The following is a 22,896-nucleotide window of genomic DNA, read 5'->3' as shown; positions in this document are numbered from 1 at the left end:
GATCAGCCGACCCGCCTGAGACGGGCGAAGTCTTCCATGAGATCGGCGGTGGTCGAGACACTTTCTTCGGTTTTGGTCATCCGGCCGGCGACCTCGCGGGCCCGGGCAGCGCATTCAGGGGCGAGGATGGCGCGCAGGTCCGCGACCAGTGATTCTTGGCTCGTGCTCGAAAAACGCCGGAAGGTGCCCACGTTCAGTCGTTTGACCCGGGCTCCCCAGAGCTTCTGGTCGGGCCACGTGGAAAGGATCAACGTCGGAACTCCTGCGCGCAGGCCCGCGGCGGTGGTGCCCGCGCCACCGTGGTGCACCACCGCCCGGCACGCGGGAAACGTGGCCGCGTAATTCAGGGTGCCGACCACCTTGACGTGGTCGGAATGAGAGACGAGGCCGAAGTCGGTGCCGCCCGCGCCAACCAGCGCCCGCTCCCCCAACTGCGCGCAGGCTCCGCTGATCATGGCGAGCGTCTCGGCCGGAGACTCGACGGGCATGCTGCCAAAGCCGAAGAAGATCGGCGGTGTCCCGGCGGCGATCCACGAGGCGGCCTCCTCGTCGACCTCCGTGGGCGACTCCAGCGTCAGCGCCCCGACAAAGGGCCGGCGACCATCGAACCTCGCCCATTCGGCCGCCAACCCGGGAAAACACACCTCGTCGTAAGCCTGAATTTCCAGCGATCCGCGTTCGGTGATCCGCCGCGACGACAGGCCCTTGGCCTTCGGTAGGCCCAATTCACGGCGCTGTGCGCCCTCGAGCTTGTAGGTCAGGGGCGACTGCGCCCACTCGAACAGCGTGACCGCGGAGCGGACCAGCGGCGCCGGCAAAATCGGAACAAGCTGGCCGTTGGCCCGCATCGGGTAAGTGTGCAGCGTGGCCAATGGGATGCCGCAATACTCCGCGACGTTCGCCGCTGACTGCTCGCCGATCACGCCGGTGAACAGCAGGTCCGCGCCGTCCGCCAGCGACGTCAGGGTCGTGCCGGTCGCCTCCCCGAACTGGGTAAACAGGTGCCAATCTTCGCGCCACAGCCGGGTCAGGTCCTGGACTTTCCAGAAGCTGCGAGAGACACAGGTCAACAACTCGCGATGCACGTCCTGCCAGCGCCGGGCATCCGGTCCGTAGGCGACCGCCGTGAGCCCAGCCGATTCGGCGAAGCCAACCAGGTCGGGCGGAACCGCCGTGCGCACATCGTGCCCCCGGCGCTGCAGTTCACGGCCGACAGCGACGCAAGGCTCGACATCGCCCCGAGTGCCGTAGCTTGCCAGCGCAAATTTCATCGCGGAAATCCTAGCGTTTCACTTGTCGCGCGCGTTTTGCCAAGTCAAAGGGCGAGCCCGAGCGCCCGGGGTTGGCGGCTCGCAGCATCGTCCGAAGTCCTCGATATCGCCTCACGAGTTTGGAGAAGGATCCGCCAACAGGAACTCTTGTTGGGAACACCTTGGGTGCCGGGCAGTCCGGAACGAGTCGACGACCCCAACAGGGTAATGTCGCGAAAATGTGGGGCTCAGTGATGGTGCTGGGGCTTCTCATAGCGTTGAACCCCTTGCGACTTGGCATCACCCTTCTCTTGATATCCCGGCCACGAGCCGTGCAAAACCTGTTCGCCTATTGGATCGGGGGGGTGACAGGCTCCATACCCGCGGTAGTGGTTCCGCTGGCACTGCTGCACCACACGTCGATGTTCAAATCCTTCGCGGATCACTTGGCCACCAGTCCCACCGTCCGGCACATTCAAATCGGCATGGGCGCACTCGCGCTCACGATCGCGGCGCTCATGACCGCGCGCTCGCTTGCCCGGGCGCGGCAGCGCTCGCAGCTGACGACACCGAGCGGCAATTCGTCAACGGTAGTGCTGGATCCGAATGCGCCGCTCACCATCTCGCAATTGCTGGGCCGGCCACAGAATGCATCCACCGAGGGCGGTGCTGCGACTAGGGGGCTGCTGGGCCGCGCCCGCAATGCATGGGAAAGCGGAGCGTTGTGGGTCGCGTGGTTGATCGGCTTTCTCAATATGCCGGCACCGGACGTACTCGTATTCGTACTCACTCTCATCGTGACCTCGGGAGCCGCGATCGGCACGCAAGTCAGCGCCGCCGTCGCCTTCGTCGTCGTGGTCCTCGCGGTGGTCGAGATCACCCTCATCAGCTATCTGGCTACACCAGCGAAAACCCAAGCGGTGCTAAGACTCTTGCACGACTGGGTGCTGAGCCACCGTCGGCACATCATGCTTGTCGTCTTCGCAGTGGGTGGGATCTCGCTGGTAGCTCACGGGATGGGAAAAATGTGAGCCGGCGCCAACAGCGCGCTGCGTCGCTGGCGCCCGACCGGCTTTCCGAGGAGATTGCGTCGAATACCTAGGCCCATGTCCCGCTGCGCCGGTGCCCCACTGCGAGGGTCTCCCCGAACAGCCGCATGATGGACGGCCGGAAGAGCCGGTTGAGCCTGTGGTAGCGGTTGAAATCTTCTAACACCTTTCGAAAACCATATTCGCTGGCCCGATAGGCATCGAAAACGCGATCCAGCGTGGCGCGGTCCACCGGTTGGTCCTGCGCCGCCGCGCACAACGCGTCGTACACCGTCGAAACCCAGTCCGTGCCGAAGGGCTCTGCCAGTGGGCCGCGGACTCGCTGGCGATGAAGGTCCTCACGGAGGAATTCGTCGGTTGCTTCCTCATCCCGGTTGTCGAGATCGACGGCAAGGGCCGCGGAAATACGCGCCACCTCCCGGCGCCAATCTTGGAGGAGATTTGCGTACTCAACGAACACTCGTGGTACGCCGCGCGTGTCTCTCTCGGCCAACAGGTTGTACTTGAGCCATAGGGCGCTTGCAAGCTCAGGCGATGCTCCACTACTCGCGGCAACCGACCCGATGACCTCCTGCGGGTGGCGCACCGCAATCACCGTCACGATGTCCAACCCGTCCAGTCGCGCCGCCTCGAACCACAAATCGGAGAGCACCGTTATCCGCGGGTCCTTGATTACCACGAGCGGCTCGGCCGGCAGCGTTCGAAGGAACGTCCGGATTTGGCCGATACACGCGACTTTCCCTTTCCCCTGTAACGAGCCCTTCTCCCACATGCGCAATGTCGGGTCGAATAAGGTGCTGCCGCGGCGGGACAGGATTCCCTCGTTGAGATAGTTGGCTGCGCGGGGCTCCCAATGGCCGAGCGGATTGTCCGGCATGGCACCCATCAGCCCGGTAGGAAGAACACCCCCGCAAAGCGAGAGAACCCGGGTGAGTGCCGACGTTCCGGACCGGTTCATGCCTAGCACGAAGAGAGCGACCCGCCGGCCCTCAGTCTTGTTCTGCGCGGCGGGGCTCATCAGCAACACTCCACGGTGCGGGCCATGTCCATCGCAAAAATGCAGCGCTTGGCGCCAGTGCCCGCATAGAGGCGATTGATTCGAGCTGGCACCAAGCGCATGGGACATGGTCCTGCGGCGGGTTTCCCTTTAGTTCGTACGCTTTGGCCCATGACGACATATTAAATCGTACGGAGTATAATTCGCAGCACAGAACCGCGGTTCGGTCCTAACTTCGTGATCTTTCGGCGTTAGCAGCCGACACCTCCCAGGTGGCTTTCGGCCGAACCGGCGCGGACCCAGCTCATACGCAGCGCCAACCGAATGGTGGTCCAGCAACCGCTAATCGGCTGTAGTTTCACGGGCCAATTCCGGACCGGACGATACCGCTACCAGGGAATCCGTGCCATTTATGCAAATGCCTACTGCGCCTGTCGATCTCACCACCGCAACTTTTCCAAGCGGTTTGCGCCGCGCCGCGGTCGACCACGGTTAGGGCTGCATGCTGACCGAGCGTGAGTAGCCGGTCGGCTAATCTGATGTGATGAATCGCTGCGACCGCATCACGGGCGACATCGTCTTGCACTGCGTCGCCCGTGATCGACAGGCATGTGTCGCACAGGACGCCCCGGGCGAATCGACAGCTGTCGGTGAAAGCTGATCAGTGCCACCCAAGATACGTTCTTTGCGGGCATCCGCTAACAGCGGCACATCGAAAGATGGTGCACAACAAGATAATCGGCTCGCGCTGGTGGATCACTTCTTCTTCTCCCAGCATCAGGCGGTCGGCCGCAAGGTGGTCATCCAAGTCGTGTGGATTTACCAACACCCCATTGACCTCGATGGGGTGAGGCGGTTCCAGCGCACCCTCGGCCAGGGGCTGCTGGGGCGGCGGATCGAGCGTTCTCCGCTGCCGTTCGGCCGGCTCCGCTGGGTCCTGGATCGGGGGCCGTCGGACTTCGACATCACCGAAAATGCCCGTCCGCGTGATGAACTCACCGACTGGGCTGACGAACACTCGCAATTGCCCATCGATCCGGAAAGCGGGCCGGGTTGGCGTCTGGGCGTCCTACCACTCGCAGACGGCTCGACCGCGGTCAGCCTGACCCTTTCCCATTACCTGCTCGACGGCCTCGGGCTCGTCCTGGCGCTGGTCGATGCGGTCCTGGGCAACACGCGCGACCTCGGCTGCCCCCTGCCGCATGCCCGCACTCGACTGAGCGCGGTGGCGCAGGACGCGCGGGAAGCGGCGCGGGACGCGCCTGAGGTTGCCCGGGCGGTCGTCGCGGCGGTGAAGCTGGCCCGCAGCGCGCGGAGTGCGGCAAATGCGGCCCCATCACCGGCGTCGCCACCGCTCGCCCCCCACGCAAACCAGGGCGATGACGCCGTCGTCGTGCCCGGCATCTCGATCTACGTTGACCTCGGCGAATGGGACGCCCGCGCGAAAGCCCTTGGCGGGACGAGCAATACGTTGGTCGCCGGGTTCGTTGCGAAACTGGGCGACCGCTTGGGGCGCCGTCGTGCCGCCGACGGCGCCGTCACCTTGCAACTCCCGGTCAATACCCGAACCGAGGGCGATACACGAGCCAACGCGATGGCGTTCGCGACCGTCCGCGTCGACCCGAGCCGGGTGACGACGGACCTGCGTGAGGTCCGTTCCGCCGTCAAGCAGGCGCTGACCACCCTGGGCGAGGCGCCCGATGAGTCAGCGCAAATTCTTCCCCTGGTCCCGTTCATGCCGAAGTGGGGCATGAAACGGATTGCCGACTCAATCGTCGGTGACCCGGACTTCCCGGTGTTCTACTCGAATCTGGGCGACCTCGGCTCCGTGGTGAACCGGATTGACGGCACCCCCTCCGAGTACGCGACCGCACGAGTCACCGCCCAGGACGAAACGCGGGAGTGGCTGGAGCGGATGGGCGGCCAGATGACGGTGCAGTCGTTCAGGCTTCCCGGTCGCATCGTCGTCAGCGTCAACGCCTACCAACCGGGAGCCGAGAACACCAAACCCGCATTGCGCGAGTTGGCCGCGCGCACGCTCGCCGAGTTCCACCTGACCGGCGAAGTCGACTGACGACGCGCCCTGGCCTGGACGCGGCACAGCAAACAAATCCCGGAACCGTCGACCGCCGTCTGGCAACCCCGCACAGCGGACCCGCGGCGCCGAGCCGGCTACCTACCCGGTGGGGCCGACGCTCAGGGCGGCCCCGAACCCGCCAACCGGGCGGATCAGTCTTCGGAGGCGTCGCGCGCCGCGAGCCGGTCGCGCAGACTCTTCGGCCGGATGTCGGGCCAGTTCTGTTCGATGTACTCCAGGCACGCCGCGCGGTCGGCCTCGCCGTACACCACCCGCCAGCCGGCCGGAACGTCGGCGAAGGTCGGCCACAGGCTGTGTTGCTCTTCGTCGTTGATCAAGACGAAGAAGCTGCCATTCTCATCGTCGAACGGGTTGACGCTCACAAGTTCTCCAGATCATGTACTCGAGGTAATTGAAACCGTCCCAAACCATAGTCCAGGCCACCCGACACCGGTACAGGGTTACCCAAGTTAGCCGCCGGGGACGTCGCGCGGGCACTCGGACCGGCCCGCCCGGCCAAACCCGCCCGGCGCCCCCCTCGCACCCTCCATCGGGAGACGATGCACACCGCTGTCGTCATAGCCTAGCTAACATCACGATTAGGTAACGATCCCACCGATTCGCCGAAGGTCTTTAGCGCGCGCAATAGCGTCGACCCTGCAATCTAGGCCGCTGACGTGCGCCAAACTCTGACACTGCCGAACAGCATTCGGCGCGTGCGTACCCCGGGTTAGTCAAGGAGCTGGCACACCCCGAGTTGAGCAGCGGGCAGGCTACGAGGTCATTGCTGCAAGAGGGGGCGTGATGGTGTCTTTCGGCGCGAACGGTGATGTAAATGGTTCAGCCCCAGCGGGATCCGCACCGGCCACGGATGCCAGACCCGTGACTCCGGTTGCCGTGATCGGCATGGCGTGCCGGCTTCCCGGGGGCATCGATTCCCCCGAGCTTCTCTGGGAAGCGCTGGTGCGCGGCGACGACCTGATCACCGAAATCCCGAGCGACCGCTGGGACGTCGAGGAGTACTACGACCCGGAGCCCGGCGTGCCGGGCCGGTCGGTGTCGAAGTGGGGGTCATTCCTCGACGACGTGGCCGGCTTCGATTCCGAGTTCTTCGGCATCAACGAGCGCGAGGCCACCGCGATGGACCCGCAGGCCCGGCTCCTGCTGGAAGCCTCCTGGGAGGCAGTCGAACATGCGGGCCTCAGCCCGGCGAGCCTGGCCGGCTCACGCACCGGCGTGTACGTGGGTTTGACGCATCTCGACTACATACTGCTGGCCGCCGATGCCCACGCCCTGGAGGGCGTCTACGGGTTCCTGGGCAACAACTACAGCATGGCGTCCGGGCGGATCGCCTACGCCATGGACCTGCACGCACCGGCCATCACGGTGGACACCGCGTGCTCGTCCGGCCTGGTCACCGTGCACATGGCCTGTCGCAGCCTGCACGATGGCGAATGCGACCTCGCGCTGGCGGGCGGCGCGACGGTGATCCTGGACCCACGGAAATCCGCCGCGGGATCGGCCGGCGGCATGCTGTCGCCGACCGGGCACTGCCACGCGTTCGACGTCGACGCGGACGGCTTCGCGTCCGGCGAGGGCTGCGTCATCGTCCTGCTCAAGCGGCTCCCCGATGCGCTGCGCGACGGCGACCGGATCCTGGCCGTGGTGCGCGGCACCGCCCTCAACAACGACGGCCGCACCGTCAACATCACCACCCCGTCGCGCACCGCGCAGGTCGCGGCCTATCAGGACGCCTTGGCCGTGGCGGGCGTGGACGCGAGCACCGTCGGCATGGTCGAGGCGCACGGCACCGGTACCCCGGTGGGCGATCCGATCGAATTCGCCAGTCTGGCAGATGTTTACGGCACCGACGGCCCGTGCGCGCTCGGCTCGGCGAAGACCAACTTCGGACACAACCAGTCCACCTCGGGCACGCTGGGGTTGATCAAGGCGGTCCTGGCGCTGCAGCACGGCGTGGTGCCCAAGAACCTGCACTTCTCCCGACTGCCCGACGAACTCGCTCGCGTCAAAACCAACCTCTTTGTGGCGCAAGATAATACGCCGTGGCCCGGCAACGGCCACGGTCCGCGGCGCGCGGCGGTGTCGGCCTACGGGTTCTCGGGCACCAACGCCCACGCCATCTTGGAGCAGGCCCCCACGCCCGTCGAGACCGGCGCCCACAACGGTGCCCAGCCGACCACCGCGGCGCCCCTGCTGTTTCCGCTGTCGTCCACCTCGGCCGAAAAACTGCGCGAGACGGCGGCGCGGCTGGCCGACTGGTTGCAGGCACACGACGACGTGGCGCTGCCCGACCTGGCCTACACCCTGGCGTGCCGGCGTGGGCATCGGCCCGTGCGCACGGCGGTGGTCGCCTCAAGTCGCGACGAGCTGACCACGGCGCTGCGCGAGGTCGCCGACGGCGACACCCCGTATGAGACCGCGGTGGGCCAGGACGACCGCGGCCCGGTGTGGGTGTTCTCCGGGCACGGATCGCAGTGGGCGGCAATGGGTACCGAGCTGCTGGCCAACGAACCGGTGTTCGCCGCCACCGTCGCGCAGATCGAGCCGCTGATCGCCCGGGAGTCTGGTTTCTCGGTGACCGAGGCGATGACGTCGCCCGAGGTGGTGACGGGCGTCCAACGGGTGCAACCGACCCTGTTCGCCATGCAGGTCGCGCTGGCGGAGACCATGAAGTCCTACGGCGTGCGCCCGGGGGCGGTGATCGGCCACTCGCTGGGCGAGACCGCCGCGGCCGTCGTCTCAGGTGCGCTGTCGCTCGACGAAGGCGCGCGCGTCATCTGCCGCCGCTCGTCGCTGATGTCCCGCGTCGCCGGGTCGGGGGCGATGGCGTCGGTTGTACTGCCCGCTCAGCAAGTGCTTTCCGAGCTGATGGCCCGCGGCATCAACGACGTGGTGATCTCGGTGGTCGCCTCCCCGGAATCGACCGTGATCGGCGGCAACCCCGACACCGTGCGCGAACTGGTGGCCATGTGGGAACAACGGGACGTCATGGCGCGCGAGGTGGCCATCGACCTGGCATCGCACACCCCGCAGGTCGACCCCATCCTCGACGAGCTGACCGAGGCGCTGGCCGATCTCGCGCCCAAGACACCGGAAATCCCCTTCTACTCGTCATCCCAATTCGACCCGCGCGAAGAGGCGTGGTGCGATGCCCACTACTGGACGAACAACCTGCGGCACACGGTGCGCTTCGCCGCGGCGGTACAGGCGGCTCTGGAAGATGGCTACCGGGTCTTCGGCGAGCTGTCACCACACCCGCTGCTCACCCACCCGCTCGAGCAGAACGCCCGCAACCTCGACATCCCGATGGCCGCGGTGGCGGCCATGCGACGGCGCGAGCAGGGGGCGCCACCGGCTTCCGACGGCGAATTGCTCTACGGTTTGCGCGGTTTCGTGCGGGATCTACACAGTGCGGGTGCCGCGGTCGACTTCTCCGCGCTCTACCCCACCGGGCGGCTGGTGGACGCGCCCCTGCCGATCTGGACGCATCGCCATCTGCTGGTGAGCCGCGAAGGCCAGGAAGCCTCGCCGACCCACGGCGCCCGCACGATCTCGGTGCATCCGCTGCTGGGCTCGCACGTGCACCTGCAGGAGGAACCCGAACGTCACGTCTGGCAGGGCGAGGTGGGCACCGCGGCCCAGCCATGGCTCGGTGATCACCAGGTGCGCAACGTGGCGGTGCTTCCCGGCGCGGCCTACTGCGAGATGGCGCTGGCCGCCGCCCGCGTGGTGCTGGGTGACGCGTCCGAGGTCCGCGACATCCGGTTCGAGCAGGCGCTGCTGCTCGACGAGCAGACCACGGTCGGGGCCTCGGCCTCGGTGTCGTCCGAGGGCGTCGCCGACTTCACAGTGCAGACCAACCAGGGCGGCGAGCAGGCGCGCCAGGCTTCCGCCATGCTGCACGCCGCGGAGGACGAGAAGCCTTCCGCGCACGACATTTCCGCGCTGCTCGCGGCGCACCCCAATCGTGAGGACGGCGCCGACGTGCGCAGCCGCCTGGACCAGCGCGGTGTCCAGTACGGCCAGGCCTTCACCGGCCTCGAGGCCGTGCACACCGGCGTGGAAGCCATCGACAGCGTGCTGGCCGAGGTGGCGCTGCCCCGCCAAATCCGTTCGCAACAAGGCGCTTACAGCGTGCACCCTGCGCTACTGGATGCCTGTTTCCAGTCCGTTGAGGCCCACCCGCACGTGCAAGCCCTCGGCGAAGGTGTGCTGGGGCTGCCGCTGGGTGTCCGCCGGCTGCGCTCCTACTCGGCAGCCCGCGACGCCGCCTACTGCTACACACGGGTGACGAAAGTCGACACGTCGGGGGTCGAGGCCGACATCGACGTGCTCGACGAGAACGGCGGGATCCTGCTCGCCGTGCAGGGGCTGCGGCTCGGCACCAGCATCTCCGAGCACGCCAACAAAGACCGGATCCTGGGCGAGCGGCTGCTGACCATCGAATGGCGGCAACGCGAACTGCCCAGCGCCGAATACGCCGACGCCGGATCCTGGCTGCTGGTCAGCACCACCCCCACCGGCGATGTGCTCTCCACCGCTTTGACCGACGCGCTGAAAAGCCATGGCGCGCAAAGCACCACCATGTGCTGGCCGCACAACGCCGACGGCGCCGCCAACGCCGAGCAGCTGGAAAACCTGGTGCGCACAGGCGGATTCAGCGGTGTGGTGATCCTCACCGGACCGCAGAACGGCGACACCGACGAGCAGTCCCCGCTGCTGGGCCGCGACTACGTGCAGCATCTGGTGCGAATCACCCGCGGATTGCCGGACATCCCCGGCGAACCGCCGCGCCTGTTCGCCGTCACCCGCACCGCGCAGACGGTGCTGGCCGGCGACCGGCCCAACCTAACGCAGGCCGGGCTACGCGGCCTGATGCGGGTGATCGGCACCGAACACCCGCACCTGCGCGCCACCCAGATCGACGTGGACGACGCCACCGACGTCGGTCAGGTGGCGCTGCAGCTGCTCAGCGGATCCGAAGAAGACGAGACCGCCTGGCGCAACGGCCAGTGGTACGCCGCGCGACTGTCCCCCACCCCCCTGCTGCCCGAGGAGCGGCGAACCGCCGTCGTCGACCACGAGGGCGACGGGATGCGCCTGCAGATCCGCACGCCCGGAGACCTCGAGTCGATGGAACTCGTTGTCAGCGAACGTATTCCACCGGGACCCGGACAGATCGAGGTCGCCGTCAGCACATCGAGCATCAACTTCGCCGACGTGCTGGTCGCGTTCGGGCGCTACCCGGCCTTCGAGGGCCGGCTCCCCCAGCCGGGGACGGACTTCGCCGGCGTGGTCACCGCGGTGGGACCCGACGTCAGCGACCATAAGGTCGGCGACCACGTCGGTGGCCTGTCCCCCAACGGATGCTGGGGCACGTTCATCACCTGCGAGGCCAACCTGGCCGTCACGCTGCCCGCCGGCCTGACCGACGCCCAGGCCGCCGCGGTCACCACCGCCACGGCCACCGCCTGGTACGGCCTGCACGATTTGGCCCGCATCGGCAGCGGCGACAAAGTGCTGATCCACTCCGCGACCGGCGGCGTCGGGCAGGCGGCCATCGCCATCGCCCGGGCCGCCGGTGCCGAGATCTACGCCACTGCGGGCAGCGAGCAGCGTCGCAAGTTGTTGCGCGACATGGGCATTGAGCATGTCTACGACTCACGCAGCGTCGAGTTCGCCGAACAGATCCGCAACGACACCGACGGCTACGGTGTGGACATCGTGCTCAACTCGGTGATCGGCGCCGCCCAGCGGGCCGGGTTCGAACTGCTGGCGTTCGGCGGCCGGTTCGTCGAGATCGGCAAACGCGACATCTACGGCGACACCAAGCTGGGCCTGTTCCCGTTCCGGCGCAACCTCACGTTCTACGCCCTGGACCTGGCGCTGCTGTCGTTCAGCCACCCGGACCGGATGCGGGACCTGCTGAACACGGTGTACCGGCTCACCGCGGACGGCTCGCTGCCGATGCCCGAAACCACGCACTACCCACTCGCCGACGCCGCGACCGCGATCCGGGTGATGAGCGGCGCCCAGCACACCGGCAAACTCGTGCTCGATATCCCGCACACCGGCAGCAGCCGTGTGATCATGCCCCCGTCGCAGGCGAAGGTTTTCCGCCCGGACGGCGCCTACCTCATCACGGGCGGCCTGGGGGGCCTGGGGTTGTTTCTGGCCGAGAAGATGGCTTCCCCTGGTTCCGGGGCCGGCTGCGGGCGCATCGTGCTGTCCTCGCGATCGCAGCCAACACCCGAGGCACAGAAGACGATTGAGCGCATCCGCGCGACGGGTGCCGACGTCGCGGTGGAGTGCGGCGACATCGCCCAAGCCGGCACCGCCGAGCGGCTGGTGGCCGCGGCCACCGCCACCGGGCTGCCGCTGCGCGGTGTGCTGCACGCGGCGGCGGTGATCGAGGACGCCACACTGGCCAACATCACCGACGAGCTCCTCGATCGTGACTGGGCGGCAAAGGTTTACGGCGCATGGAACCTACACGCCGCCACCGTCGACCAGCCGCTGGACTGGTTCTGCTCGTTCTCCTCGGCGGCCGCGCTGGTGGGCTCGCCCGGACAGGGTGCCTACGCGGCGGCCAACAGCTGGCTGGACGCCTTCACCCTGTGGCGGCGGACCCAGGGGCTTCCGGCGACCGCGATCGCGTGGGGCGCCTGGGCCCAGATCGGGCGCGCCACCGCGCTGGCCGAGGGCGCCGACATCGCCATCGCCCCCGAGGACGGCGCGTACGCGTTCGACGCGCTGCTGCGCCATAGCCGCGGCTACACCGGGTACGCGCCCATCACGGGCACCCCGTGGCTGACCGCCTTCGCCCAACACAGCCCGTTCGCCGAAGCGTTCCGCTCCATCGGCCAAAACTCAGCGGTCACAAGCAAATTGCGCGCCGAGCTCAGCGAGCTGCCGCTGGAAGAATGGCCCACCCGGCTGCGCCGCATGGTCTCCGACCAAGTCACCCTGATCCTGCGCCGCAACATCGACCCCGACCGTCCGCTGTCCGAGTACGGCATGGACTCGCTGGGGGCCCTGGAGCTACGCACCCGTATCGAGACCGAAACCGGAATCCGGATCAACCCCAGCGATCTCGCCACCATCGGCACCATCCGCGGTTTGGCGGGACTGCTGTGCGAGAAGCTGACACCCGCCGAAGTCAGCGTGCCGGCTTAGCGGGCGCAACGCCTCCTTGAGCTTGTAACGTGCGTTTGAGTTGTTGGCCGTAGGTGGCGAGCACTTCGGGGTTCATCATCTCGTCGTGCGAGCAGTCGACCGGATAGACCGTGATGTCGCCGGTGACGTAGGGCCGCCAGTCTTCGGGATCGATTGCCTCGTAATTATTTTCGCTTCGCGCGGCGGTGAAGATGACCATGTCGCCCTCGAAGATATCGGGCACATGGTCCCGGAGGTACAGCAGGTTCGCATTATGATTTCGCACCGCGAACTCAAAGATCGGCACGGGCGGAAGAACGAACTCCACCGCGTGGCCTTGTCGGCGGATCAATTCCTCGGCCTGCCGGTAGGTAAGGGGCTCCGACTGTTCGGGAACCTCGATCCGGCTGGCCCGCAAGAACAGATCCAGCAGGCGGCCCTCACCCGGATTCTCGTCGTCCAGATCGTGGTTGGCGCCGGCCCGTTTGAGCACCGGGTCGATCAGGACAAGACTCTGGACTGATCCTCCACGCCGGTGCAGCTCGACGGCGAGCTCGTGGGCGACGGGACCCCCAAAAGACCAGCCCAGCAGGTTATACGGCCCGTCCGGATAGATGGCTTGCACGCGATCCGCATAGTTTCTCGCCAGGTCGCCGATCGATTTCGGCTCGGGTTCGCCGGCCTGCGGGCTCTGGTTGATTCCGATGATCGGGCAGTCCAGATAATCGCCCAGACCCCGATATGCGTAGCTTTGCCCATTGCCTTCGTGCACACAGCACAGCGGGACGCCGCTGCCCTGCTGAAGGACGTCGACCGGGGGCAGTTCCATCGCACTGTCGTGCCGGCCGAACTGCTGAATCAGGGCTCGCACCGTGGGGGCGTAAAACAGGGTGCGCACCGCCAAGTGGGCATCCAGCGATTGATTGATCAGCGCGATCAGGCGCATCGCCAACAGCGAATCCCCACCCAAATCGAAGAAAGAGTCCTCCACCCCGACCCGCTCGAGCCCCAGCACCTGCGCATAAATCCCCGCGATCGCCTCTTCGGTGGGCGTGGCCGGGGCCCGGTAGCCATCGTCGTGCTGGTACTCGGGAGCCGGCAGGGCGCGGGTGTCGAGTTTGCCGTTGAGTGTCAGCGGCAGCGCGTCGACCACAACCACCGCGGCGGGCACCATGTAGGCCGGCAGCCACTGGGCCAGCGCGGTACGCATCTCAGCCGGGTCGGCGGTCCCCGTGACATAGCCGACCAGCCGCTTGTCGCCGGGGCGGTCCTCGCGGGTGATCACCACCGCCTGCCGGACCCCGTCCAGCGCGGCCAGCGCGGCCTGGACCTCACCGAGTTCGATGCGATACCCGCGGATCTTGACCTGCTCATCGGCGCGGCCCAGATATTGCAGCTGCCCATCCGCAGCCCAGCACACGAGATCCCCGGTCCGATACATCCGCTCCCCCGGCACACCATAGGGACACGCCACAAACCGCGACGCGCTCAACCCGGCCCGGCGCCAATATCCCACCGCCACACCGGAACCCGCCACATACAACTCACCGACCACCCCGGCCGGCACCGGGCGCAGCCACCCGTCCAGCACAAACAACGCCGCGCCCGATACCGGCGACCCGATCGGCACCGCGCCGGAACCCGCCACCAGGGGTGCGCTGATAGCCGCATACACCGTCGCTTCAGTCGGGCCGTACGCGTTGAGCATCACGCGCCCCGGCGCCCACCGGTCCACCAGCTCGGCCGGGCAGGCTTCACCCGCCACCAGCAACGTCGTCGATTCCAGCCCCTCAGGTGAGAGCACCGTTGCCGCCGAAGGGGTTTGGCTCAATACGCTGACGCGTTCGGCAACCAGCAAGGCGTTCAGGTCTGCCGGTGAGCGAACCACCTCGTCGGGCACCACGACCAGCCGTCCGCCGCCGAGCAGCGCACCGAAGATCTCCCACACCGAGACATCGAACGCCAGGGAATGCCACTGCGACCACACGCCCGGGCGCTCGACAGCGGCATCCACCGCCTCGAGTAGCCGGGTGACGTTGTGGTGGGCGATGGCCACACCTTTGGGTGTTCCGGTGGTGCCCGAGGTGTAGATCAGGTAAGCGATGTCCTGCGGGCCGGGGCCGGGTACGCCGGTGGCGGGTTGGCTGTTGACCGCGGGGTCGTCGATGTCGAGGACGAGCAGATCATGCCCGTCCAGGCGGCAGCGTAGGTCTGCGCTCGTGATCGCGGCGATGGGCGCGGCGTCAGCGAGCATGAACTGCATCCGCGCGTCCGGCTGTGCCGGGTCGATCGGCACATACGCTGCCCCGGTCTTCAACACGGCCAGCATCGCCGCGACCGTCTCGGCCGAGCGCGACATCAGCAACGCCACCCGCTGCCCCGGGCCGGCTCCGTGCTCGGCCAGCAGGTGCGCCCACCGGTTGGCGGCCTCGTCGAGCTCGCGATAGGTCCACGAGCGCTGCCCGCAGCTGATCGCCACCGCGTCGGGAGCGCGGGCCACCTGACCGGCGAACAATTCCGGAATCGACGCGGAAGTGGTTGCGGGCCTTGATAACACGGATCGGTTGCCCCAGTTTTCCAGGCGGGCGTGCTCGTCGGCGTCGAGCACGTCGACCGACGACAGCGGCCGGTCGGGGTCGGCCGTCATGGCCGCCAACACCCTTTGCAACCGGGTCATCAGGGCGGCGATCTCGGCTGCGTCGAACACGTCGCTGTCGTATTCCACGCGCAGGCTCAGTTCGTCGCCGGGCGCGGCCACCACCGCGAGCGGGTAGTGGGTGGATTGGTGGACGGTGACCTCGGTGATGGCCAACTCGTGATCACCGGCCAACGCCGCGGTGTCGACGGGATAGTTTTCGTAGACGAAAAGGGTGTCGAACAGTTGGTCATGACCGGTAGCGCGGTGGATCTCGGGTAGCGCCAGATGCTGGTGCTCGAGCGTGTGGTTGTGAGCATCGTGCAGCTGCTCGAGCAGCTGGGCCGTGGAGGTTGTCGCCGTCAGATGTCCGCGCACCGGCACGGTGTTGATCAGCAGGCCCACCATCGAATCGGCGCCGACGACCTCGTCCGGGCGCCCCGAGACCGCGGTGCCGAACGCGACGTCATGGCGACAGGTGAGCTCGCACAGCAGCTGCGCGAAGGCGCCCTGCAGCACGACGTTGACGGTGGTGTGCTGCGAGCGCGCCAGCTCGCCAACGGCCCGCGTGGTCGGCTCGCAAACCCGGAAAGAGGCAACGGCCCGGGCCCCCGGCCACCGCCCCGGCGGGCCCAGCAGGGTGGGGGTGTCAAACCCGGCGAACACCTCGCGCCAGGCCGCGTGGGCGCCGTGCAGGTCTCGATCGGCCAGGGCGCTCACAAAGCTGCGGTATGACGTGGGCGTGGGCAGTCGCTGCCCGTAGTAGCCGGCGAATATTTCCCGCAGCAGGATCGATGTCGACCAGCCGTCCAGCACGATGTGGTGATTGGTCAACACGAACCGGTGCCGATCCGCCGCGGTGCGTATCAACGCCACCCGAAACGCCGGCTGGTGGGCCAGGTCGCAGACCGCGGCGCGTTCGGCCGCACACACCTGCCGGATGTTCTCTTCGGTGTCGGTGCCGTCGCTGAGGTCGAGGTAGCGCCAGGGCGCCGCCGCGTCGGCCGGGATGACCTGCACCGGCTCGTCGAACTGGGCGCAGAAGCGGGCCGCCAGGTTCGGATGCCGGGACACCGCGGTGTGCACCGCATCGCGCACACGATGGGCGTCGAGCGGGCCGGTGATGGTGAAATCCAGCTGCACCGCATACACGTCGTCGTTGCCGTGCGCGGTGCTGGCGTGAAAGAGCAGCCCCTGCTGCAGCGGGGTCAGCGGCAACACGTCGGCGACGTCGCAGTGCCGGCAGAGCTCGTCCAGCTGGGTTTGAGTGAGCCGGGCCGGGGCGATATCCGACGGGGTCAACCCACCCCCACCTTTGCTCACGTGCGCGCAGATGCCGGCCAGCGCCTCGAACCACAACCGGCCCAACCGTTCGACTCGGGCACGATCGAGCACCGAGGGCGCCCACGTCCAGTTGGCGTGCAACCGCGGGCCGGTGCCGGTGTCGGCGGTGGCCGCGTTGAGTTCGACGGTGTGCGCCAACGGCATTGGGATGGCCCCGGTCGCGCCGGTGGCCGACAAGCCCTGGGCGCTGAGCCGCCACAAGTCGCTCGCGACCTCGGCCGCGGCCGCACCCAGGCCCCCCAGATAGTTGAATACGATCGCCGGGTCCGGCCCGCCCAACTGCACCTCGGGGTTCAGATAGCGCAGCAGACCGTAAGTCAGTGGGTCGGGCAGGGCGCGCAGCTGCTCTTTGGCGTCCTTGACGATCGCCCCCAACGCTGTGTCGCCGGCGAGCACCTGCGCCCAGTCCAGCCCGCCCACCGACAGCGCGACCGGGTATTTGGCCGTGAACCAGCCCACCGTGCGGGTCAGGTCCACCCCGGCGGCCAGGTCCTCATCACGTCCGTGAGCCTCCACATCGATACCGACCGGCGCGTCCCCGGCGCCTGCGTACTCCGCGACGGCCAGCCCGAACGCGATCAACAGAATGTCTTGCACCCCAGCATGAAACGCCGCGGGCACCTCACCGAGCAGCATCCGCGTCGTCTCGACATCGAGCGACATCGACGTATGCCCCGCGGTGGCCAACGTATCCACCGCCGGCTGCACCGCGGGCAGTGCGGCCGGGGCCGCCGCCACCCGCCGCCAGGTTGCGGCCTGGTCCACCACGTCGGGGTGGCGCGCGCGTTCGGCCAGCAGCGCCGACCACCGGGCAAACGACGTCCCACCCGGCGGCAGCGCGATCGGCTGCCCGCTGCGCTGTTGGGACCACGCAATATTCAAGTCTTCCAACAGGATTCGCCACGACACCCCGTCGACAGCCAGATGGTGAATGATCAACGCCAGCTGGCCGGTGCGGGCCACCCACAGCGCGCTGAGCATCACCCCGGCCGCCGGGTTCAACCGCTCCCGCGCGTCGACCAGCGCCGCCTCGGACAACATGTCCACGGTGTGCAGGTGAACGCGCACGTCCAGCGCTCCCGCCTCGGGCACCGTCAACGACCACCCGGCCCCGTCGTCCTCGACGCGCAGCCGCAACATGGCGTGGCGATCCACCAACGCCTGCAGCACCACCATCACGTCGGCCTCGGTCACCCCCGCCGGGGCCTGCACCACCATCGTCTGGTTGAACCGATCCACCGGACCCTCGATGCTGTACAGCCAGCCCATGATCGGCGTGACCACCACCGGCCCGAGGCCCTCATCGACCGGGCCGGCGCCGCCGTCGGCCACCACGGCGACCAGGGCCAGCCGCGCCACGGTCTGCTCGACGAAAATGTCCCGCGGCCGACACGTCAGACCCGCCGCCCGAACCCGAGACACGACCTGCATCGACAGGATGCTGTCCCCACCCAGCGCGAAGAACGACTCATCGACCCCGACGCGCTCGAGCCCCAGCACCTGGGCGTAGATGCCGGCCAGGATCTCCTCGGTGGGGGTGGCCGGCGCGCGGTAACGGTCGGCGTCGCGGTATTCCGGTGCCGGCAGCGCGCGATGGTCCAGTTTGCCGTTGACCGTCAGCGGCATCGCGTCGAGCACCACCACCGCGGCGGGCACCATATAGGCCGGCAGGCGCTCGGCCAGCGCGGTCCGCGCCCTGGCCGGGTCGGCGGTTCCGGTCACATATCCCACCAGGCGTTTGTCGCCGGGGCGGTCCTCGCGGGCGATCACCACCGCTTGCCCGACCCCATCCAAGGCGGCCAGGGCGGCCTGGACTTCACCCAGCTCGATGCGATACCCGCGGATCTTCACCTGCTGATCGGCGCGCCCCAGGTATTGCAGCTGCCCGTCGGCACCCCAACACACCAGGTCCCCGGTGCGATACATGCGTGCTCCGGCCCCGGCGAACGGACAAGCCACAAATCGCGACGACGTCAATCCGGCCCGCCGCCAATACCCGCACCCGACCCCGGCTCCGGCCACATACAACTCGCCGGCCACACCGGTCGGCACCGGCCGCAGCCACCGGTCCAGCACGAAAAAGCCCAGATGCGCCAACGGCACCCCGATCGGGCTGACGACGCTGTCGACATCGGCGGCCACGATCTGGCGCACCGAGGCGTGCACCGTTGTCTCTGTGGTGCCATACAGATTGAGCAGCCGCGGCGAACCCGGATGCTTGTCCAGCCAGGCGCTCAGCCGCTGAGGTTCCAGCGCTTCCCCGGCGAACAGCACCGTCTGCAACTCGAGTTGACCACCCGTCGCCGCCGCATCAGCGGTTTGCAGGGCATAGAACGCCGACGGGGTCTGGCTCAACACACTGACCCGCTCGGCCACCAAGAACGCGTGGAAGTCCTCCGGTGACCGGGTCACCTCTTCCGGCGCCACCACCAGCCGGCCGCCACCCAGCAATGCACCCCAGATTTCGCACACCGAAACGTCGAAAGCATACGAGTGCCACTGCGACCACACCCCCGCGCGCTCGACATCGTCACCCACTGCCTGCAGCAGCCGGGTGACATTCTGGTGGGTGATGGCCACGCCCTTGGGGACCCCGGTGGTACCCGACGTGTAGATCAAATAAGCGAGGTCATCGGGCGCCGGCGCCGGCGGCGCAGTGCACGGGTAGTCCACGATGCGCGGGTCGTCGATATCGATGACCAGCAGGCCGTGCCCGTCCAGCCGCGACGATAGGTCCGCGGTGGTGATCGCGGCCATGGGTGCGGCATCGGTGAGCATGAATTCCAGCCGCGCCGCGGGCTGGGCGGGGTCCACCGGCACATAGGCCGCCCCGGTCTTGAGCACCGCCACGATCGCGGTGATCGCCTCAGCCGACCGCGGCAACAGCAGCGCCACCCGCTGCCCCGCACCCACCCCATGGCCGGCCAGCAGGTGCGCCAACCGGTTGGCGGTTTCATCGAGTTCCCGGTAGGTCATCGAGCGACCCTGGAAGGTCAGCGCCGGCGCCTCGGGGGTGCGGGCCACCTGCGCGGCAAACGCCGCCGGGATCGACACCGCCCGCGGCGCGGGTTGGCTCAATACGGCCCGACGACCGATCTCATCCAGCCGGGCGTGCTCAGCCTCGTCGAGCACATCGATCGACGACAGTGCCCGGGCCGGATCCGCCGTCATCGCCTGCAGTATTCGTTGCAGGCGGTCGACGAAGGTCTCGATGGTGGCCGCGTCGAACACGTCGGTGCGGAACTCCACCACCCCGCCGATCCCGGCGGGCTCACCGGCCTCGTTCCAGCGCTCCCCCACCGACAACGTCAAATCCATTCGCGCGGTGCAGGTATCGGCCGGCAGCGGCGTGACTTGGAGATCACCCAAAGCCAACCCGGCAGCGGGGACACTGTCCTGCCCGGCGAAGTTCTGCCACGCCAACATCACCTGAACCAGCGGGTGATGGGTCAGGCTGCGGGCCGGGTTGAGCCGCTCCACCAACACCTCAAACGGGACGTCTTGATGCTCGTAGGCGGCCAGGCTGCGCCGGCGGACCTGCGCCAGCAGTTCGGCGATGCTGGGGTCTCCGCTCAGGTCGACCCGCATCACCAACGTGTTGACGAAAAAGCCCACCAACTCATCGAGCGCGGGATCGCGACGCCCGGCGATCGAAAACGCCACCGCCACATCACTGTTGGCGCTGACCTTGGAGAGCAACAGCACCAGAGCGGCCTGCACCAGCATGAAACTCGTCGCGTTGTGTTCCCTCGCCACCCGGGCGACCCGCTGCTGCACGTCGGCCGGCCAGTCCACCACCACCTTGGCCCCGCGATAATCAGCCACCAACGGATAGGGCCGATCGGTCGGCAATCCCAACCGCTCGGGCATGCCCGTCAGCGCCTGCTCCCAATACGCCAGCTGCCCCGCGATACGGCTGTCGCGATCGGCAAGATCCCCCAGCTGCGCGCGCTGCCACAACGTGTAATCGGCATACTGCACCGGCAGCGGCGCCCAGGCTGGGGCCTGCCCGGCACACCGGGCGGCGTACGCCACCCCCAAATCCCGCACCAACGGGCTGATCGACCACCCGTCGGCGGCGATGTGGTGCACCACCGCCACCAACACATGCGCATCCTCGTCGAGGCGGAAAAGCCGTGCCCGCAAAGGGATTTCACTGGCAAGATCAAACGGGTCACGCGCCGCGACACCGATGGCCTCACCCAACCGGGCTTGCGGCCAGTCGCCGGCATCGATGACCTGCCACCCGAAATCGGCCCGCTCCACGACCACCTGCCGCGGGACCCCCTCAACCGCCGGGAACAGGGTGCGCAAACTCTCATGACGGCCCGCCACATCGGCCAGCGCCTGGCCCAGCGCCTCGACGTCCAGGCTGCCTTGCAACCGCATGGCCACCGCCATGTTGTAAATCGCTGAGGGACCGTGTAATTGGTCGATGAACCACAACCGACTCTGTGCAAACGACAACGGCACCACCGCGGGCCGCGGCGCGGCCACCAACGGCGCCAGCCCGCCCCCCTCGGCGCCAACCCGGGTCGCCAACTGGGCCACCGTGGGCGCCTCGAACAACGTCCCCACCGAAAGATGGGCATCCAAGCCGGTGTTGACCGCCGCGATCACCCGCATCGCCAACAACGAATCCCCACCCAAATCGAAAAACGAGTCATCCACCCCGACGCGCTCCAACCCCAACACCCGGGCATAAATCCCGGCCAGCATCTCCTCGGTGGGAATGCTCGGGGCCCGATAGGCGTGACCGGCGTAGCCGGGCGCCGGTAAGGCGCGCTTGTCGAGTTTGCCGTTCGGTGTCAGCGGAATCGCGTCGATCACCACCACCGCGGACGGCACCATGTAGGCCGGCAGCCGTTCGGCCAGCGCGGCACGCAGCTCGCGCGGCTCCGCGGCGCCGGTCACATACCCCACCAGACGCTTATCACCGGGACGGTCCTCGCGGGCGATCACCACCGCCTGCCCCACCCCATGCAGGCCGCTTAATGCGGCCTGGACTTCACCGAGCTCGATTCGATACCCACGGATCTTGACCTGCTCATCGGCGCGTCCCAGATACTGCAACTGCCCATCCGCACCCCAACGCACCAAATCCCCTGTGCGGTACATGCGTATCCCCGCACCACCGAACGGGCACGCCACAAACCGCGACGCCGTCAACGAAGCCCTACGCCAATACCCACATCCGACCCCGGCACCGGCCACATACAACTCACCCACCACACCCATCGACACCGGCCGCAACCCCTTGTCCAACACGAACAAGGCCGCCCCCGACACGGGTGCACCGATGGGCACCACCCCCGACCCTGCCCCAAGCGGCGCGCTGATCGCCGCGTAGATCGTGGCCTCGGTGGGCCCATACGCGTTGATCATCACCCGCCCCGGCGCGGCCCACCGATCCACCAACTCGGCCGGACACGCCTCCCCCGCCACGACCAGTGCCGCCGACTCCAATCCTTCCGGCGACAACAACTCCGCCGCCGACGGGGTATGGCTGACCACACCGACCCGCTCAGCAATCAGCAACGCGTGCAACTCATCCGGCGAAGCGGCCACCGCCTCGGGCACCACCACCAACCGCCCGCCGCCCAGCAACGCCCCGAAGATCTCCCACACCGACACATCAAAAGACAACGAATGCCACTGCGACCACACCCCCGCGCGGCCCACCTCGGCATCGACCGACGCCAACAACTGAGCCACGTTCTGGTGGCTGATCGCCACACCCTTGGGCACACCCGTGGTCCCCGAGGTGTAGATCAGATAGGCAAGATCCTCAGCCGCCGGCGCCGGCAACGCCGTGACAGGGCGGGTAGCCACCTCAGCATCGTCGATATCGACAACCGCCACCTCATACTCGTCGAGCCGGCCGGCCAGCGCCGCAGAGGTGATTACCGCTACCGGCGCCGAATCAGCGAGCATGAACCCGATCCGCGCCTGGGGAAGCGCCGGATCAATCGGCACATACGCCGCCCCGGTCTTCAACACCGCCAAAATCGCCACGATCGCCTCGCCCGAGCGCGACAACAACAAACCCACGCACTGCCCGGGACGCGCACCCCGGCCCGCCAACACGTTCGCCAACCGATCCGCGGCCTCGTCCAGCTCGCGATACGTCCATGACCGCGCCCCACAACGCAACGCCACCGCATCCGGGGTGCGCTCCACCTGGGCGTCAAACAACACCGGGATCGACACCCGACCAGCCACCGGCTGGCTCAATACCGCCCGATTACTCCACCCGTCCAGCCGCGCCCGCTCACCCTCATCCAACAGATCAATCGACAAGACCCGCCGCGACAGATTGGCGGTCATGACGGCTGATCCCAGCGCTCAAAGGCTTGCATCGAATAGCG

7 protein-coding genes are annotated in these 22,896 nt (G+C 67.7%); 3 read left to right on the top strand and 4 right to left on the bottom strand.

Features of this window, described 5'->3' with window-relative positions:
- Positions 1-2 precede the first annotated feature (2 nt).
- On the bottom strand, positions 3-1,271 hold the full coding sequence (locus OQ789_RS24865; RefSeq protein WP_324688955.1) for a glycosyltransferase: 1,269 nt from the start codon (positions 1,269-1,271) through the stop codon (positions 3-5).
- 233 nt (positions 1,272-1,504) lie between these two features.
- Here OQ789_RS24865 and OQ789_RS24860 point away from each other — a divergent pair, with 233 nt between their 5' ends.
- Entirely contained in the window at positions 1,505-2,281 is a 777-nt protein-coding gene (locus OQ789_RS24860; RefSeq protein ID WP_324688965.1) for a GAP family protein, read from the top strand.
- Between the two features lie 67 nt (positions 2,282-2,348).
- On the opposite strand, the gene OQ789_RS24855 is transcribed toward OQ789_RS24860, so the two are convergent.
- The gene (locus tag OQ789_RS24855; RefSeq protein ID WP_324688953.1) at positions 2,349-3,317 is read right to left on the bottom strand and encodes a sulfotransferase family protein; all 969 of its coding nucleotides are present in this window, start codon (positions 3,315-3,317) and stop codon (positions 2,349-2,351) included.
- Between the two features lie 643 nt (positions 3,318-3,960).
- Here OQ789_RS24855 and OQ789_RS24850 point away from each other — a divergent pair.
- Positions 3,961-5,370, top strand: coding sequence for a hypothetical protein (locus OQ789_RS24850; protein WP_324688951.1), 1,410 nt, complete (start codon positions 3,961-3,963; stop codon positions 5,368-5,370).
- A gap of 155 nt (positions 5,371-5,525) precedes the next feature.
- On the opposite strand, the gene OQ789_RS24845 is transcribed toward OQ789_RS24850, so the two are convergent.
- Positions 5,526-5,756, bottom strand: coding sequence for an MbtH family protein (locus OQ789_RS24845; RefSeq protein WP_324688949.1), 231 nt, complete (start codon positions 5,754-5,756; stop codon positions 5,526-5,528).
- Positions 5,757-6,177: 421 nt separating this feature from the next.
- On the opposite strand from OQ789_RS24845, the gene pks2 reads away from it, so the two are divergent.
- The gene (gene pks2 / locus OQ789_RS24840; protein WP_324688946.1) at positions 6,178-12,570 is read left to right on the top strand and encodes a sulfolipid-1 biosynthesis phthioceranic/hydroxyphthioceranic acid synthase; all 6,393 of its coding nucleotides are present in this window, start codon (positions 6,178-6,180) and stop codon (positions 12,568-12,570) included.
- Here pks2 and OQ789_RS24835 read toward each other — a convergent pair.
- Positions 12,554-22,813, bottom strand: a complete 10,260-nt coding sequence (locus tag OQ789_RS24835) for an amino acid adenylation domain-containing protein (RefSeq protein ID WP_420716201.1) — start codon at positions 22,811-22,813, stop codon at positions 12,554-12,556. The two genes, pks2 and OQ789_RS24835, sit on opposite strands and share 17 nt — an antisense overlap.
- Between the last annotated feature and the right edge of the window lie 83 nt (positions 22,814-22,896).

This window comes from Mycobacterium sp. 94-17, from assembly GCF_035617725.1.
Lineage (GTDB): Bacteria > Actinomycetota > Actinomycetes > Mycobacteriales > Mycobacteriaceae > Mycobacterium.
This window is presented reverse-complemented; position numbering and strand designations above follow the sequence as displayed.

What these genes read in the sequence shown, in the direction of transcription:
- OQ789_RS24855 (WP_324688953.1), bottom strand. Translation starts at nt 3,317, where the DNA reads ATGAGCCCCGCCGCGCAGAACAAGACTGAGGGCCGGCGGGTCGCTCTC.
- pks2 (WP_324688946.1), top strand. Translation starts at nt 6,178, where the DNA reads ATGGTGTCTTTCGGCGCGAACGGTGATGTAAATGGTTCAGCCCCAGCG.
- OQ789_RS24860 (WP_324688965.1), top strand. Translation starts at nt 1,505, where the DNA reads ATGGTGCTGGGGCTTCTCATAGCGTTGAACCCCTTGCGACTTGGCATC.
- OQ789_RS24865 (WP_324688955.1), bottom strand. Translation starts at nt 1,271, where the DNA reads ATGAAATTTGCGCTGGCAAGCTACGGCACTCGGGGCGATGTCGAGCCT.